This window comes from Promicromonospora sp. NPDC050249 (assembly GCF_040656015.1).
In the GTDB taxonomy this organism is placed as follows: domain Bacteria; phylum Actinomycetota; class Actinomycetes; order Actinomycetales; family Cellulomonadaceae; genus Promicromonospora.
Window position 1 is genome coordinate 17586 of sequence record NZ_JBFAKY010000049.1, and the last position, 15962, is coordinate 33547.

The 15962-nt window shown below is 70.2% G+C and carries 9 protein-coding genes; 8 read left to right on the plus strand and 1 reads right to left on the minus strand.

All coding sequences use genetic code 11. The features are described 5' to 3' along the window. The first annotated feature begins 15 nt into the window (after positions 1-15). The 8 genes from AB0I32_RS25310 (at position 16) to AB0I32_RS25345 (ending at position 14681) form a co-directional block, all read left to right on the plus strand. Positions 16-975 carry an ABC transporter permease gene (locus AB0I32_RS25310; RefSeq protein WP_357511143.1) on the plus strand — a complete coding sequence of 320 codons (960 nt, stop codon included), beginning with the start codon at positions 16-18 and terminating at the stop codon, positions 973-975. A gap of 98 nt (positions 976-1073) precedes the next feature. Continuing rightward, positions 1074-2129 (plus strand): substrate-binding domain-containing protein, encoded by a 1056-nt coding sequence (locus AB0I32_RS25315; RefSeq protein WP_357511125.1) that lies wholly within the window; start codon positions 1074-1076, stop codon positions 2127-2129. A gap of 72 nt (positions 2130-2201) precedes the next feature. Further along, positions 2202-3380, plus strand: a complete 1179-nt coding sequence (locus AB0I32_RS25320) for a Gfo/Idh/MocA family oxidoreductase (RefSeq protein WP_357511127.1) — start codon at positions 2202-2204, stop codon at positions 3378-3380. A 146-nt stretch (positions 3381-3526) separates the two neighbouring features. Next, entirely contained in the window at positions 3527-9121 is a 5595-nt protein-coding gene (locus AB0I32_RS25325) for a ThuA domain-containing protein (protein WP_357511129.1), read from the plus strand. A 110-nt stretch (positions 9122-9231) separates the two neighbouring features. Continuing rightward, the gene (locus AB0I32_RS25330; protein ID WP_357511131.1) at positions 9232-9831 is read left to right on the plus strand and encodes a hypothetical protein; all 600 of its coding nucleotides are present in this window, start codon (positions 9232-9234) and stop codon (positions 9829-9831) included. Positions 9832-9887: 56 nt separating this feature from the next. Then, positions 9888-10889, plus strand: coding sequence for a sugar phosphate isomerase/epimerase family protein (locus AB0I32_RS25335; protein WP_357511133.1), 1002 nt, complete (start codon positions 9888-9890; stop codon positions 10887-10889). 112 nt (positions 10890-11001) lie between these two features. Then, on the plus strand, positions 11002-13668 hold the full coding sequence (locus AB0I32_RS25340; RefSeq protein ID WP_357511135.1) for a PQQ-dependent sugar dehydrogenase: 2667 nt from the start codon (positions 11002-11004) through the stop codon (positions 13666-13668). Then, a complete protein-coding gene (locus AB0I32_RS25345) occupies positions 13668-14681 on the plus strand; it encodes a sugar phosphate isomerase/epimerase (RefSeq protein ID WP_357511137.1) in 1014 nt (337 codons plus the stop codon). The genes AB0I32_RS25340 and AB0I32_RS25345 overlap by 1 nt, the downstream gene beginning before the upstream one ends. Positions 14682-14770: 89 nt before the next feature. Here AB0I32_RS25345 and AB0I32_RS25350 read toward each other — a convergent pair whose 3' ends face one another. Continuing rightward, the gene (locus AB0I32_RS25350; protein WP_357511139.1) at positions 14771-15400 is read right to left on the minus strand and encodes a GNAT family N-acetyltransferase; all 630 of its coding nucleotides are present in this window, start codon (positions 15398-15400) and stop codon (positions 14771-14773) included. Positions 15401-15962: the final 562 nt, after the last annotated feature.

Genomic DNA, 15962 nt, shown 5'->3' on the forward strand with positions numbered 1-15962 from the left:
GGACGATCGGCCCTCATGGGCCCAGCCCTGCGAATGGGTGGACTCGTGTTCGCCCTCATCCTGCTCGTCGTCGTCGGCGTGGTGACCGGTGGCGACCGGTTCGTGAGCTTCGGCAACGTCACCACGATCCTGAGCCTCGCGGCGGTGACCGGCGTGGTGAGCATCGGCATGACGTTCGTCATCACGTCCGGTGGTATCGACCTGTCGGTCGGCGCCGTGGTCGCCCTGGCGTCCATCTGGGCCTCGACCCTGTCCACCCAGTACCTGGCGCAGGACTACGGCTGGTGGATCATCGTGGTCACCGCGCTGGCCGTCGGGCTCGTCGCGGGGCTCATCAACGGCGTGATCATCGCGTACGGCAAGGTGCCCGCGTTCATGGCGACCCTCGCGATGCTGGCCGCCGCCCGAGGCCTTGCCGAGCTCATCGCCGGACGGCGTACGCAGATCCTCGAGGACGTGGAACCGTTCTTCGACGTGTTCCAGGCCCGGCCGCTGGGTGTGCCCGTGATCGTGTGGATCTTCGTGGTGGTCGCGGCCGCCGGCTGGTTCCTGCTGAACCGCACGACGTTCGGACGGCGCACCGTCGCCATCGGCGGTAATCCCGAGGCGTCCCGCCTGGCGGGCATCAAGATCAAGCGGCACACCCTGTACCTGTACGGGCTCTCCGGCCTGACGGCAGGCATCGGTGCCGTGATCCTGCTGGCCAGGACCACCTCCGGCTCCTCCACGCACGGAACGCTCCTCGAGCTCGACACCATCGCGGCGGTCGTCGTGGGCGGCACCCTGCTGGCCGGCGGGCGCGGCACCATCACCGGCACCGTGCTGGGCGTCCTCATCTTCTCGACGCTCACCAACGTCTTCGTCATCAACAACCTCGACAGCTCGGTCCAGGCGATCGCCAAGGGCGCGATCATCGTCGGCGCCGTGCTGCTGCAGCAGTGGTTCGCCTCGCGTGAGAGGGCGACGAGCACCTGAGCCCGTCGCCGCCCCGCGGCGCGCCCTTGCGCACCTGTTCACGTCCAGTCGTTCACGTCAACCCAGACAAGCTCCACCCCAGATCAAGGGAGATCACCATGACTTCGTCCACCGCAGTACGCACGCGCAGGGTTTCCGGCGCCTTCATCGCAGCGGCCTGTGCCGCGCTCGTCGTCAGCGGCTGCGTCAGCAACGAGCCGCGTGACGAGGAGACGACCGCCACCGGGCCCGTCACGACCACCGAGAACGACGAGCCCGGCGACAAGGTCGTCATCGGCTTCTCCGCCCCGGCCGCCGACCACGGCTGGATGGGTGCCATCACCTCGGCGGCCCAGGCCGAGGCCGAGAAGTACGAGGACGTGGAGCTTCGCGTCGCCGAGGGCACCAACGAGGTGAACGTGCAGATCAGCCAGATCGAGGGCTTCATCAACGACGGCGTCGACGCGATCGTGCTCCTGCCGTTCGACGGTGCCGCCCTCACCGACGTGGCGCTCGACGCCATGGAGGCCGGTATCCCGGTCATCAACGTGGACCGCGAGTTCAGCAGCCCGTTCGCCGCGCGCACCACCGTGCTGGGCGACAACTACGGCATGGGCGTGAGTGCCGGTACCTACATCTGCGAGCAGCTGGGTGACAAGAAGGATGCGGTGGTCGCCGAGATCGCGGGCATCGACGCCCTGCCGCTGACGACGGACCGCAGCAACGGCTTCAAGGACGCGCTCGAGGACTGCGGTCTCGACGTCGACGCCCGCGTCGCCGCCGACTTCACCGTCGAGGGCGGCGAGGAGGCGACCGCCAACCTGCTGTCCGCCGAGCCGGAGATCGACGCCATCTGGAACCACGACGACGACCAGGGTGTCGGTGTCATGGCGGCCATCGAGAACGCCGGCCGCGACGAGTTCTTCCTGGTGGGCGGCGCAGGGTCGCGCAACATGATGGAAGAGATCCAGTCCGGCGACAGCGTCGTCCAGGCCACGGTCATCTACCCGTCCACCCAGGCCGCCGACGGCGTCAAGCTCGCTCGTCTGATCGCGCAGAACAAGACAGTGGGCGACCTCGCGTCGATCGGCGTGCCGCGCACGGTCCAGCTCTTCGCGCCCGTCGTCACGGCGGACAACGTCGAGGAGTACCTGCCCATCGGCTTCGACTCCTGACGTGACGTATCGGGACGACGCCTGCCGGGGCGTGCTGGACGGCAGTGAGACGACAGTGGGGGGAGGCGCGGTATGAGCAGCGTTGAGAACGAGCTCGGGGTCGGCATGGTCGGCTACGCGTTCATGGGGGCGGCACACTCGCAGGCCTGGCGCACGGCGCCGCGGTTCTTCGACCTGGCCCTGGCACCGCGCATGCGCGCGGTGGCGGGGCGGGACGAGGCCGCGGTCCGTGCGGCGGCCGACAAGCTGGGCTGGGACGAGGCGGTCGTCGGGTGGTCCGAGCTGCTGAAGCGGGACGACATCGGCCTGATCGACGTCTGCACGCCCGGTGACACGCACGCCGAGATCGCGATAGCGGCGCTCGAGGCGGGCAAGCACGTCCTGTGCGAGAAGCCGCTGGCCAACAGCGTGGCCGAGGCCGAGACGATGGTCGCGGCGGCCGAGGCAGCCGCGGAGCGTGGCGTGCACGCGATGGTGGGCTTCACCTACCGCCGCGTACCCGCCATCGCCCTGGCCAGGCAGCTGGTCGAGCAGGGGCGGATCGGCCAGGTGCGGCACGTGCGCGCGCAGTACCTGCAGGACTGGATAGCCGACCCGCAGGCGCCCATGTCCTGGCGGCTCGACAAGCAGAAGGCGGGTTCCGGCGCGCTGGGCGACATCGGCGCCCACGTGGTGGACCTGGCGCAGTACGTCACGGGCGAGCTGCTCACCGGCGTGAGCGGCCTGCTCGAGACGTTCGTGCACGAGCGGCCGGAGGCAGCGGCATCGGGGAGCCTGTCGGGCGTGGCCGACACGAGCCGCATGGGCAAGGTCACGGTGGACGACGCCGCGATCTTCCTCGGGCGGATGTCCGGCGGGGGGCTCGCGACCTTCGAGGCGACCAGGTTCGCCTGGGGCCGCAAGAACGCGATCCGGCTGGAGATCAACGGCTCGAAGGGTTCGCTCGCGTTCGACTTCGAGGACATGAACCTCCTGCACTTCTTCGACGCGGCCGACGACGCGGCGACCGCCGGCTTCCGCCGGATCGTCGTCACGGAGCCGGAGCACCCGTACGGCGGCGCCTGGTGGCCGCCGGGGCACGGGCTCGGTTACGAGCACGCGTTCACGCACCAGGTGGTCGACCTCGTCGGCGACCTGGCGGCAGGGCGGCAGCCGACGCCGTCGTTCAGCGACGGCCTGGTGGTCCAGCGGGTGCTGGACGCCGTCGAGCGCAGCGCGGACGGCGGCGGGGGGTGGGTGTCGCTGGTCTGAGCTCCCGGCCCGGGGCGGTGCACCGCACCGCCCCGGGCCGGCGCTCGCACCACAGCAGTACCACAGCAGTACCGCAGTAGCACCGCAGTAGCACTTGCACCGCACTAGTACTGACCCGACTCGACGAGGAGCTCCAGGTGAGAAACGTGCAACGAACCCGCCGCATTATGCGGTCGGTGGTCGTGGCAGCAGCCACGACCGGTCTTGTTGTCCCCGCCGCACTGACGTCCGCGGCACAGCCGGCGACGGCGCCGGCCCAGCTCGCGCAGGTGGCCGCCGCACCGGGCGACGCCGCGGCCGAGCCTTTCGACACCCTCGTCTTCTCCAAGACGGCGGGCTTCCGGCACGGTTCGATCCCCGCAGGCATCCAGGCGATCACGCAGCTGGGTGCGGCCAACGACTTCACCGTCACCGCGACCGAGGACGCAGGCGTCTTCACCGACGAGGGCCTCGCCGACTACGAGGTGGTCGTCTTCCTGTCCACGACGGGCGACGTGCTCAGCGACGAGCAGCAAGCGGCGTTCGAGCGGTACATCCAGGGTGGCGGCGGCTACGCCGGTATCCATGCGGCCTCGGACACGGAGTACGAGTGGCCCTGGTACGGCGAGCTGGTGGGGGCCTACTTCAACTCCCACCCGCAGAACCAGGACGCCACGATCAAGGTCGAGGACCATGACCACGCCTCGACGGCGCACCTGCCGGACCGCTGGGACCGCCACGACGAGTGGTACAACTTCCGCACGAACCCGCGCGACGAGGTGCACGTCCTCGCGTCGCTGGACGAGTCCTCCTACTCCGCGGGCACGGGCGCGATGGGTGCGGAGCACCCGATCGCCTGGTGCCAGGAGTACGACGGCGGCCGCTCCTGGTACACCGGCGGAGGGCACACCGACGCCTCGTACACGGAGCCGGAGTTCGTCGAGCACCTGCTGGGCGGACTGCAGACGGCCGCGGGCGTCGTCGACTCCGACTGCGCCGCGACGCAGAGCGACAGCTACGAGATGGTGCCGCTCGACGAGGACACCGCCAACCCGATGATGTTGGACGTGGCCCCCGACGGCACCGTCTTCTACGTCGAGCGGGACGGCCGCGTCCAGACGATCGACCCCGAGTCGAACACCACGAGCACCGCGGTGACGTTGTCGGTCACCCAGTCCAACGAGGACGGGCTGACCGGCGTGGTGCTCGACCCGGACTTCGCGACCAACGGGTGGGTCTACCTGTTCTGGTCCCCGCAGGACGTCGGTGACGACGGCCCGCACAACCGGGTCTCGCGCTTCGACTACGACGCGGCCTCCGGCACGATCGACCCGGCCACCGAGGAGACCGTGCTGGTCATCCCGACGCAGCGCCAGACGTGCTGCCATGCGGGCGGCGACATGGTCTTCGACGCCGACGGCAACCTGTACGTGGCGACCGGTGACAACACGAACCCGTTCGAGTCCCAGGGCTTCGCGCCGCTGGACGAGCGGGCCGGGCGGGTCAACTACGACTCCCAGCGCACGTCGGCCAACAGCAACGACCTGCGCGGCAAGGTGCTGCGGATCACGCCGCAGGACGACGGCTCGTACACGATCCCCGAGGGGAACATGTTCGCGCCGGGTACGGCGGACACCCTCCCCGAGATCTATGCGATGGGCTTCCGCAACCCGTTCCGGATCGGCGTCGACCCCGCGAACGGCAACGTGCTCGTGGCCGACTACGGCCCGGACGCCGGAACGGCCAGCGCGACGCGCGGGCCTGCCGGCACGGTCGAGTGGAACGTCGTGAGCGAGCCCGGGTTCTACGGCTGGCCGTACTGCACGGGGGCGAACAACGCCTACCGCGACTACGACTTCGCCACGGGACAGTCGGGTGCGGCGTTCGACTGCGCCGGCGGTCCGGTGAACGACTCGCCGAACAACACCGGCATCACGCAGCTGCCCGCCGCCGTCGAGGCGGAGGTCTGGTACGGGTACGGCACCAACCCGCTGTTCCCCGAGATCGGCGGCGGTGGCGCCCCGATGGGCGGCCCGGTCTACTCCTACGACCCGGAGCTGGAGTCCGACGTCAAGTGGCCGGCCTACTGGGACGGCAAGGCGCTGTTCGGGGAGTGGAACCAGGGGCGGATGTACTCGTTCCAGCTCGCCGGCGAGCAGCGCGACGACCTCGTGGACATCAACCGGGTCCTGCCGCAGATCTTCGACCCGGCGGCCGGGTTCGACCGGCCGATGGACTTCGACTTCGGGCCCGACGGCGCGCTGTACGTCGTCGACTGGGGTTCCGGCTTCGGCGGCAACAACGACAGCTCGGGTGTGTACAAGGTCAACTACGTCGAGGGCGACCCCGCACCCATCGCGCGGGCGTCCGCCGACGTCACCGACGGCCTGGCGCCGCTGACCGTGGAGTTCTCCTCTGAGGGCACGCGCCATCCGGCCGGGGAACCGCTCACGCTGCAGTGGACCTTCGGCGACGGTTCGGCGCCGAGCGCCGAGGCGAACCCGACCCACACGTACACCGAGAACGGCCGCTACACGGCCCAGCTCGTCGCCACCGATGCGGACGGGCTGACCGGCGTGGCGAACGTGACGATCGTCGTGGGCAACATCGCCCCCGAGGTGACGATCACGTTCCCGGACGACGGAGGCTTCTTCGAGTGGGGCGACCAGGTGCGTTACGAGGTCGCGGTCGAGGATCCCGACGGCGAGGTGAACTGCGACAACGTCACGCTGTTCACCCGGCTCGGGCATGCGGGGCACTCGCACCCGTTCGGTGAGCTGACCGGCTGCTCGGGCGTCTTCGACACCGCCCGCGACGAGGGCCACGGTATCGACGCGAACATCTTCTGGGTCATCGAGGCGTTCTACACCGACGACGGCGGTGCGGCGGGCGAACCGCTGACCAGGAACGACCTGCAGGTGCTGCAGCCCAAGCTGCTCCAGTCGGAGTTCTTCACCGGCACGGGCCGCGCCGACGGCATCGGTGACGGCACCGGCGACCCCGGCGTCGTGGTCGAGCCGACGAGCGACACGGCCGGTGGCGGTCAGAACATCGGGTTCATCGAACCCGGCGACTACTGGGCCCACGAGCCGCTGAGCCTGGACGGCGTCGACGCGGTCTCGCTGCGCGCCGCCTCTGGCGCCGGCGGCGGGGAGGTCTCGGTGCGCTGGGACGCCCCGGACGGCCCGGAGATCGGCCGGATCACGGTACCGGACACCGGCGGCTGGCAGCAGTACGTCGACACCCGTACCGAGCTGACCGATGTGCCCTCCGGCTCGGGTTCGCTGCACTTCGTCCTGCTCTCCGGCGGGATCAACGTCAACTGGATGGAGATCGACGGCCGCGGGGTCGCCGACAACGAGCGGCCGGAGGTCGAGCTGACGGTCGACCCGGTCTCGGGCGAGGCTCCGCTGACCGTGACCGCCACGGCCGAGGCCACCGACCCCGACGGGACAGGCGACCTGACCTACGCGTGGGACGCCGGGCTCGGTGCCGGGTTCGTCGACGGCACGTCGTCCTTCGAGCACACCTACGACGAGCCGGGCACCTACCGGCTCCAGGTGCGGGTCACCGACGAGCGCGGCGCGTACGCCATCGAGTACGTCATGGTCGAGGTCACCGGGATCGTCCCGGAGCCAGAGCTCTGCCTGTCGGGCCGGTCGGACGACTTCCTCGGTGAGGAGCTCGACCCGGACCGCTGGACGGTGCTCGAACGCAACCAGGACCTGCGGGTCGCCGACGGTCTCCTCACGATCCCGGCGACCGCCACGGACTTCTACGGGACGAACAACACGGCCGTGCCGAACGTCGTCCTGCAGGACCTGCCGGACGGTCCGTTCACCGCCACGGCCAAGGTGACCATCCCGGCCCATGCCCAGTACCAGCAGGCCGGACTGGTGATCTACGGCGACGCGGACAACTACGCGAAGATGGTGCTCCAGGGTCGTTCGGCACCCGCCGACCCGGCCACGCGCATCTTCCAGTACATCCGCGAGGAGGCCGGCGCACCGAACGAGGTCGGGGACTCCAACACCGCGGCTCTCGGGGCGGCCTACCCTGACACCGTCTACGTACGCCTGGCCAGCAGCGACGGCGAGGACCTGACGGCGTCGTACTCGGCGGACGGCGTGGAGTTCACGGCCATGCCGCAGACCAAGGCGCTCGCCGGTATCGCCGATCCGAAGATCGGGCTCGTGTCGCTCGCCGGCACCGGTTCGGCAGCGGACGTCGTGGACGCCCAGTTCGACTGGTTCCACATCACCCCTGACGACACGGCCGCGGCCCCCGGGCCCGCGGACGAGTTCGACGGCGACGCCCTCGACGCCTGCCGCTGGGACATCGTGCGGGAGGACCCGACGGGCTACCGGGTGACCGGTGGCGCGCTGGAGATCGACACGACGGCCACGGACATCTACACCGGCAGCAACACCGACACGCCGAACATCGTCGTGCAGGACCTGCCGGACGACGACTGGACCGTCGAGACCCTGGTGGACGGGTCGGAGTTCGACCAGCAGTACCAGCAGGGCGGTCTCATCGTGTACGGGGACGACGACAACTACGTCAAGCTCGACCTCGTGACGGACAACGCTCCGGGCAGCGCCGTCGCACAGCGCATCGAGCTGCGCAGCGAGGTCGACGCCGTGGTGCAGAACCCGCAACCGGGCGCGAACAACCTCACGTCCCGCGTGTGGCACCTGCGGCTGTCGAAGGCCGGGTCCACCTTCACCGGTGAGTACAGCGCGGACGGTGAGGAATGGACCACCCTCGCCGAGCCGGTGACGCACGAGGGACTGCAGGACGCCCGGGTGGGTCTGTTCGCTCTCGGGGCCGCTCAGCAGTCGGCGGCCACGGCCTCGTTCGAGTACTTTCGGGTGGCCGGCGCGGCCGAGCCGCTCGAGGTGACCGGCACGCTGTCGCCGGCTGAACCGGACGGCCCGGACGGGCAGTGGCTCGGGCCGGTCACGGTCACGGTGGAGACCACCGGCGGTCCGGACGGCGCCACGGTGTACCGGGAGGTCAACGTCGACGACGACGGCTGGACCGAGTACACCGCGCCGGTGGAGATCTCGACGTTCGGCGCCCACACCGTCCAGGTGCGGGCCTCGGCGGACGGCGAGACCGTGGTCGGCGAGACCCTCGAGTTCACCATCTTCGAACCGCAGCTGACCGAGGCGACGCCAGCGGTCGACGTCGTGCAGCCCACGTGCTCGTACGGTCCGTCAGGGGCCGAGGTGGTCACGGGCGGCGTGATCGTCCCGGCCGAGGTGGAGGGCGTGCGGTCCTACGTCGTGCGCGAGTGGGTCGACGGCGCCGCAGGTGACGTCGTGGACGACCTGGACGACCTGGCGCCCGGGAGGTACCGGATCGCGGCACGGCCGGCCGAAGGGTACGTCCTCGTCGGCGAGGACGGCTGGCAGGTCCGGGACAACGGGAACGCCGTCCTGTTCGTGACGCTCGAGCAGCCGGAGTGCCCCGACCCGAACACCCCCGACGTCGTGGTGAAGGAGGCGACGTGCGACGCCGGCGGCTCGATCGACCCGGTCGAGCTGCCGGGGGTGCGCGGCTACGTCGTGCACAACTGGGTCGACGGCGAGGCGGACGGCAAGCCGCGTAACCTGCGCGACCTTGCCCCGGGTGACTACCGCGTGATCGCCACGCCGGCCAAGGGCGCCGAGCTGACGGTGGCAGGGGACTGGGTGCTCAGCCCGTCCGGCAAGGCCTACGTCATCGTGACCGTCGAGGAGGGGTGCGACAGCTGAGAGACCCGGGGCGTGCACCGGTCGCCGGTGCACGCCCCGTCGCACCATGGCCCGAGGTCAGCGGAAGGACTGGTGACCAAGGGCCCCCTGTGAGTCGGAGAGGAACGAACATGGAACGGTTCACACGCCTCGGCGCGGCGCTCCTGCTGGCGCTCGGGCTCGGCGTCGCGCCCGCCGCCATGGCTCCGGCCGCCGCGCACGGCGGCAAGATCGACATCGAGCTCGGCACGGACGGCGCGGGCGGTGTCTCGGCGGCGTTGGCCTGGGCGGGTGACGGGCACCCCGTCGAGGAGTCGGCAGTCGTCATCGTGCGGGCGGTGTCCGACGACGGTGAGGAGATCGGCCCCGTCACGCTCGTCTCGGCGTCCGAGGGGGTCGGCTGGTACCGCTCAGAGCCCGAGCTGCTCGGTGAGGGGCACTGGACGGTGGCAGCGCAGGTGAAGGAGCCGAAGAAGGCGGAGGTCGAGGTGGAGATCGACGTCGTCGCCCCGGCCGCCTTGCCGTCCGAGTCCGCGGCGCCCGAGTCCGAGTCCGAGCCGGCCGGTTCGGACGCCGCAGGCGTCAACCCTGAGGCGGACGCGGCCGGCGCGGCGGACGACGGGTCGCCGGCGTCCGGCGGCCTGCCGGCCTGGACGGGTTGGGCGCTGGTGGCGCTCGTGGTCGCGGGAGTGGCGACCGTCGTCGTCCTGCTGCGCAGGCGGGCGACCTGACAAGACCGATGGGTACGACCGGCGACGCCGGACCGTCACGCACAGGAGGAAAGAAAATGGCACGACCGATCACCCTGTTCACCGGCCAGTGGGCCGACCTCCCGCTCGAGGAGGTGGCGAGCCTCGCCTCGAAGTGGGGCTACGAGGGCCTGGAGCTGGCCTGCTGGGGCGACCACCTCGACCCCTGGCGCTGGGACGACGACGAGTACGTCGCCGGGCGCCTGGAGCTGCTGGAGCGGCACGGCCTGAAGGTGTGGGCGATCTCGAACCACCTCAAGGGCCAGGCCGTCTGCGACGACCCGATCGACCAGCGGCACCGCGACATCGTCTCCGACCGGGTATGGGGCGACGGGGACCCCGAGGGCGTGCGGCAGCGTGCCGCCGAGGAGATGAAGAACACCGCGCGGCTGGCCGCCAAGCTCGGGGTGAAGACGGTCGTCGGGTTCACGGGCTCCGCGATCTGGAAGTACGTGGCGATGTTCCCACCCGTCTCCGACGCCACGATCGAGGCCGGCTACCAGGACTTCGCCGACCGCTGGAACCCGATCCTCGACGTCTTCGACGAGGTAGGCGTCAAGTTCGCGCACGAGGTGCACCCCAGCGAGATCGCCTACGACTACTGGACCACCGTCCGGACCCTTGAGGCGATAGGCCACCGCGAGGCGTTCGGCCTGAACTGGGACCCGAGCCACATGGTCTGGCAGGACCTGGACCCGGTCAGCTTCCTCTGGGACTTCAAGGACCGGATCTACCACGTGGACTGCAAGGACACGAAGAAGCGCATGACGAACGGCCGCAACGGCCGCATGGGCTCGCACCTGCCGTGGGCGGACCCTCGCCGCGGCTGGGACTTCGTGTCGACAGGGCACGGAGACGTCCCGTGGGAGGACGCGTTCCGGATGCTCAACACGATCGGCTACGACGGCCCGATCTCCGTGGAGTGGGAGGACGCAGGCATGGACCGTCTCGTCGGCGCGCCGGAGGCACTGGAGTTCGTGCGGTCCCACGCGTTCGACGCGCCGGACTCCGCGTTCGACGCGGCATTCTCGACGCGCTGACGCAGACCTGCTGAGCCAGCAAATGCACTGAGCAGGACCGGGCCCCGGACGAATGGGAGTGCGGACGAGGCCCGGCCTGCGTGACGAAACTCGACGAGGAGCTGCATCACGCATGAAGACTATCCAGGCACGCGCGCGAGCGCGCCAAAAGAAGACGTTCGCGGTGGCCGCGGCGGCCGCGCTGGTCGGATCGGCCCTGCTGGCCACGCCGACGGCGTCCGCCCACCCGGGCCACCCGAGCCACGACACCCAGGACACCGAGGCAGCGGCCGACACCGACTGGGGCAACTACGAGAAGATCCTGCTCACCAAGGACGTCGGTGAGCCCATCGACATGGCGGTCCTTCCGGACTCGCGGGTACTGCACACGGCCCGCAACGGCCAGGTGCGGCTGACGGACCCGGCCACCGGGGTGACCAAGCTGGTCAACACCCTCGACGTGTACGCGAACTCCGAGGACGGCCTCCAGGGCATCGCCCTGGCGCCGGACTTCGCGGAGAGCAACGAGGTCTACCTCGTGTACGCACCGCGGGACGCCGACGGCGACGGCGCGGCGGACACGCCGGCGGGCAACGCACCCAACACGCTGCCGGCGGGCGAGGACGAGAGCTACTGGGACCGGTGGGTGGGCGTCAACCGCCTGTCGCGGTTCACGTTCACCGGTGACGCGCTGGACCCGGCCTCGGAGCAGCCGATCCTCGACATCGAGGTGCAGCGCGGCCAGTGCTGCCACGTCGGCGCGGACATCGACTTCGACGGCGAGGGCAACCTCTACCTGTCGACGGGTGACAACACCCCGGCCGGCACGCCCGGCGCCAACGGGTACGCCCCGAACAACGACGCCCCGAACATGAACCCGGGCTTCGACGCCCGTCGCGGGGCGGGAAGCACCAACGACCTGCGGGGCAAGATCCTGCGGATCGACGTGAAGGACGAGATCCCGGCCGGCGCACCGCCGGGAGCCGGCAGCACCTACGACATCCCCGAGGGCAACCTGTTCGCCCCGGGCACCGAGGGCACCCGTCCCGAGATCTTCGTGATGGGTGTGCGTAACCCGTTCCGCATCGAGGTGGACCCGGAGACGAGCTCGCTCACCTGGGCGGACTACGGCCCCGACGCCGGCGCGGCGAACCCGGACCGCGGGCCGATGGGCTACGTGGAGTGGAACGCCGTCGGGCTCGACGACCCGCACAACTCCGGGTGGCCGTACTGCCACGGACCGAACGCCGCCTACAACGAGTGGAACTTCGAGACCGCGACGCCGCGCGAGTTCTTCGACTGCGCGGCACCCGTCAACAACTCCCGCTGGAACACCGGCCTGACCGAGCTTCCGCCGGCCCGGACCGCGACCCTGTACTACGGCGACCAGCCGGGGCAGCAGCCGCGCGACGAGCTCGTGAACTTCGGCTCCGGTACGGGGCAGGGGCCCATGGGCGGCCCGGTCTACCACTACGACGCGGACGAGACGGCGCCGGGCAAGTTCCCTTCGGTCTGGGACGGCAAGGCGTTCTTCGGGGAGTTCTCGCAGGACTACCTCGCGGCGTTCAGCGTGGACTGGTCCACGTATCTGGTGGGCGAGATCGAGGACTTCTTCCCCAACACCGCGCTGGAGGCGGCGGGGATGTTCCGCAACGACAACCCGATCGACCTCGAGTTCGGCGCGGACGGCTCCCTGTACGTGCTGGAGTACGGCGACGGCTTCTTCCGGCAGAACCCCGATTCCGGGCTGTACCGGATCGACTACGCGGAGGGCAACAAGGCGCCCCAGGCGCGGTTCACGGCCACGCCCTCCTCGTCGTCGTCCGCCCCCGTCGAGGTCTCGTTCGACGCGTCCGCCTCGACCGACCCCGACGGCGACGCGCTGACGTACGAGTGGGACTTCGACGGTGACGGGACGTTCGACGCCAGCGGGGCCCAGGCCACCCACACCTACACCGAGCTCGACGTGTACACGGCCCGGCTCCGGGTCACGGACGCGCGAGCCAAGTTCTCGCTGACCTCACAGGAGATCAGCGTCGGTAACCAGGCACCAGAGGTCACCGTCGAGTTCCCGGCCGACGGCGGGTTCTTCGAGTGGGGCGACGCGGTGTCGTTCCAGGTCACCACGCAGGACGCCGAGGACGGCAGCGAGACGGTCTGCAGCCGCGTCGCCTGGTCCTACGGGCTCGGCCACGACGAGCACGCCCACCCCGAGGTGTCCGGCACGGGCTGCACGGGTGTCTTCCCGACCGACCCCAACTCCCCGGAGCACGGCGCCGGCTCGCACCTGTACGGCGCGGTCGTCGTCACCTACACCGACAACGGGGCCAACGGCCTGCCGCCCGCGAAGGGCGAGGCCACGCTGCGCCTGAACCCGAAGCTGCAGGAGGCGGAGCACGCGACCCTCAAGGGCGTCGAGGTGGTCCAGGACGAGGCGGCCTCGGCCGGCGCGTACGTCGACGGCCTGGCGAAGCGTGACTCGATCGCCCTGGAGCGCGTGAACCTGTCCGGCATCGACAGCGCCACCGCGAAGATCCGCGGCAAGGGCACGGTCGAGCTGCGCTGGGGCTCGCCCAAGGCGAAGCCGTTCGCCAGCGCGAGGGTCAACGCCCGCACGTGGCAGGACGTCGGCCTGCAGTTCCGGGACCGCAGCACCACGGGAACGCTCTACATCACCGCCACCGGCGGCCTCGACGTTGACGCGATCACGATGGTCGGTGGAGGCGTCGGCGCGCCCTCCTCGGCCGCACAGAGCTCGACCGGCCCGACCGGGGCCGTTCAGACCGAAGGAGAGCAGTGATGGAATCACGCACTGACGTCAACCGCAGGAACTTCCTGAGGCTGGCCGGCGGCACCGTGGCCGTGGGTGCGGCCACGCTGGCCGGCGCCGGACTCGCGGGCAGCGCAGCCGCCTCGACCCTCGCGCCCGCGGCGGCGACCGGAGCGGCGACCGCCGGCCGGGGCCGCGTGCTCGTGCCCGCCGGCCACATCGGCATCCAGCTGTACTCGATCCGGGACAAGGTGTCCTCGCTCGGCTTCCGCACCGTGTTCGAGCGGCTCGCCGACATGGGCTACGCGGAGGTCGAGTTCGCCGGGTACACCCAGGGCCAGCTCGGCGCGATCACCCCGGAGGAGATCCGGCAGCTGCTCGACGACAACGGGCTGCGCGCCGTCGGGTCGCACCGCGGCATCGCCGACTTCGCGAACAACATGGAGCGAGAGCTCGACATCGCCGAGATCCTCGGCATGGAGCACATCGGCACCGCGCAGGCGCCGACGAACAACCGCACGGTCGCGGGCTACCTCGCCGCCGCCGAGCAGTTCAACGGCTTCGGGGCGGCGGCGTCCGCCCGCGGCCTGAAGTTCTACCAGCACAACCACGACGGCGAGTTCAGCTTCGCCACCGACAACCCGGACGTCCGGCTCTACGACGTCTTCTACGACAACACCGACCCGAGGAAGGTCTTCCTCGAGATGGACGTCTACTGGGCGTTCGTGGGCAAGCACCGCTACCCGGGCTTCGAGCCGGTGGACTACGTCAAGCGCAACCCGCACCGCTACCCGCTCCTGCACCTCAAGGACGGCGACGCGAACCCGGCCAACACCGGGGGCTACGACATCGTGGAGTTCGGGGCCGGCGACCTGCCGTACACCGAGTTCCTGTCGGCGCTCGCGGGCTCGGGACGCCGGCACGGCATCTGGGAGCAGGACAACGCCGCCTCGGTGGCCGCACCGGGCTTCCCGGTCGACTCGTTCGGCAACGCCGAGCGCTCGTACGTCGAGATCCGGTCGCTGCGCGCCAAGCGCTGCTGATCCGGTAGGGGAGCAAGGGGTGTGGCCGACGCCGTCCGGCGTCGGCCACACCCCTTGCTGTCGGACGGCGAGCCGGCGCCGCCGGGCTTCTAGCGGGTCGTCCGGAGGAGGACCACGTCGTCGTGCTCCAGCCCGCCCACCACATAGGTGCGCGTGCCGACCACCTCGAAGCCGTGCTTCCGGTAGAAGGCCTGGGCGCGCAGGTTCTGCGCGTTCGTGGCCAGCCAGTAGGGCAGGCCGGGCCCGAGCTCGTCCGCCACCTCGGCGGCCGCCCGCATGAGCGCCCCGGAGACACCGCCGCCCTGCACGTCGGGCTGTACGTAGATCTTGGACAGCTCGACGTAGGGAGCCGGCCGCCCGCTCGCCTCCCGGACGGTCGCGGCCTCGGCCGCTCCCTCGGGGGTGCCGAGGATGAGGAGCGCGTAGCCGAGGAGGCGCACGCCGTCGTCGTACACGAACAGCGCGTGCCGGTCACTGGTCGCCCACTCACGGAATCGCGCGGGGGTCAGCTTCTGCGCGATGTGCGTCGCCATCTCGGTGCGCGAGGCCTCGGGCGGGCAGGCAAGGGGGAAGGTGAGGGCGGCAAGCCACGCGACCTCGGCCGCGTCGTCGGCGGTGGCCCTGCGTACGACGCCGGTGGTGGTGGTGCGCCGTACCTCGGCGGACTCGGTGGGCTGCACGGTGGGGGCGGGGGACGCGGCCCCGGGCTCGGATGTCACGGTCCGAACGTAATACGAGGCGCGTGGCACCGATCAGGAGGCCCAAACAGGAAAATGCCGGTGCAGGGCAGGACAAAGACAGGTCGGTCCGGCACCGTGGCGGGGTCCAGGAAGTCGTCCGACGTGTCCCCGGTCACAAGAGGCCCACCAGGGGGTGTCATGACTTGTTCAAAACAGGCCCTGACCTGCGGAAACATAGTGTGCCGCAGGCCACTCCGGGCGAAGTGGCGTCCACGGGGGATCGTGTGTAATGTTCTCCAGGTCAGCCCGACGGGCAGACGGACACCAGCCGGAAACGGATGGGTGGCCGTGCCGGGGCTGGAACCCACATCGCAGGGCCGGGAAACTTCGTGTTCCCCGGAACAGGATGTGGTGCCATATTCGGCAGGCAGGTGCAATTCCCTCCGGTTCTGAGAAACGGAAGCGAATTTGATCGGCCGAAAGAATCTGGTAAGTTACGGAAATCAGAAATACCTCGGATGGTTGAAGAATTCTCCCGGCTGACAGGCTGACGAGGATTTGGAAAAGTCCGAAAGGGCCTGGTAAGTTACAGGCACTGCCC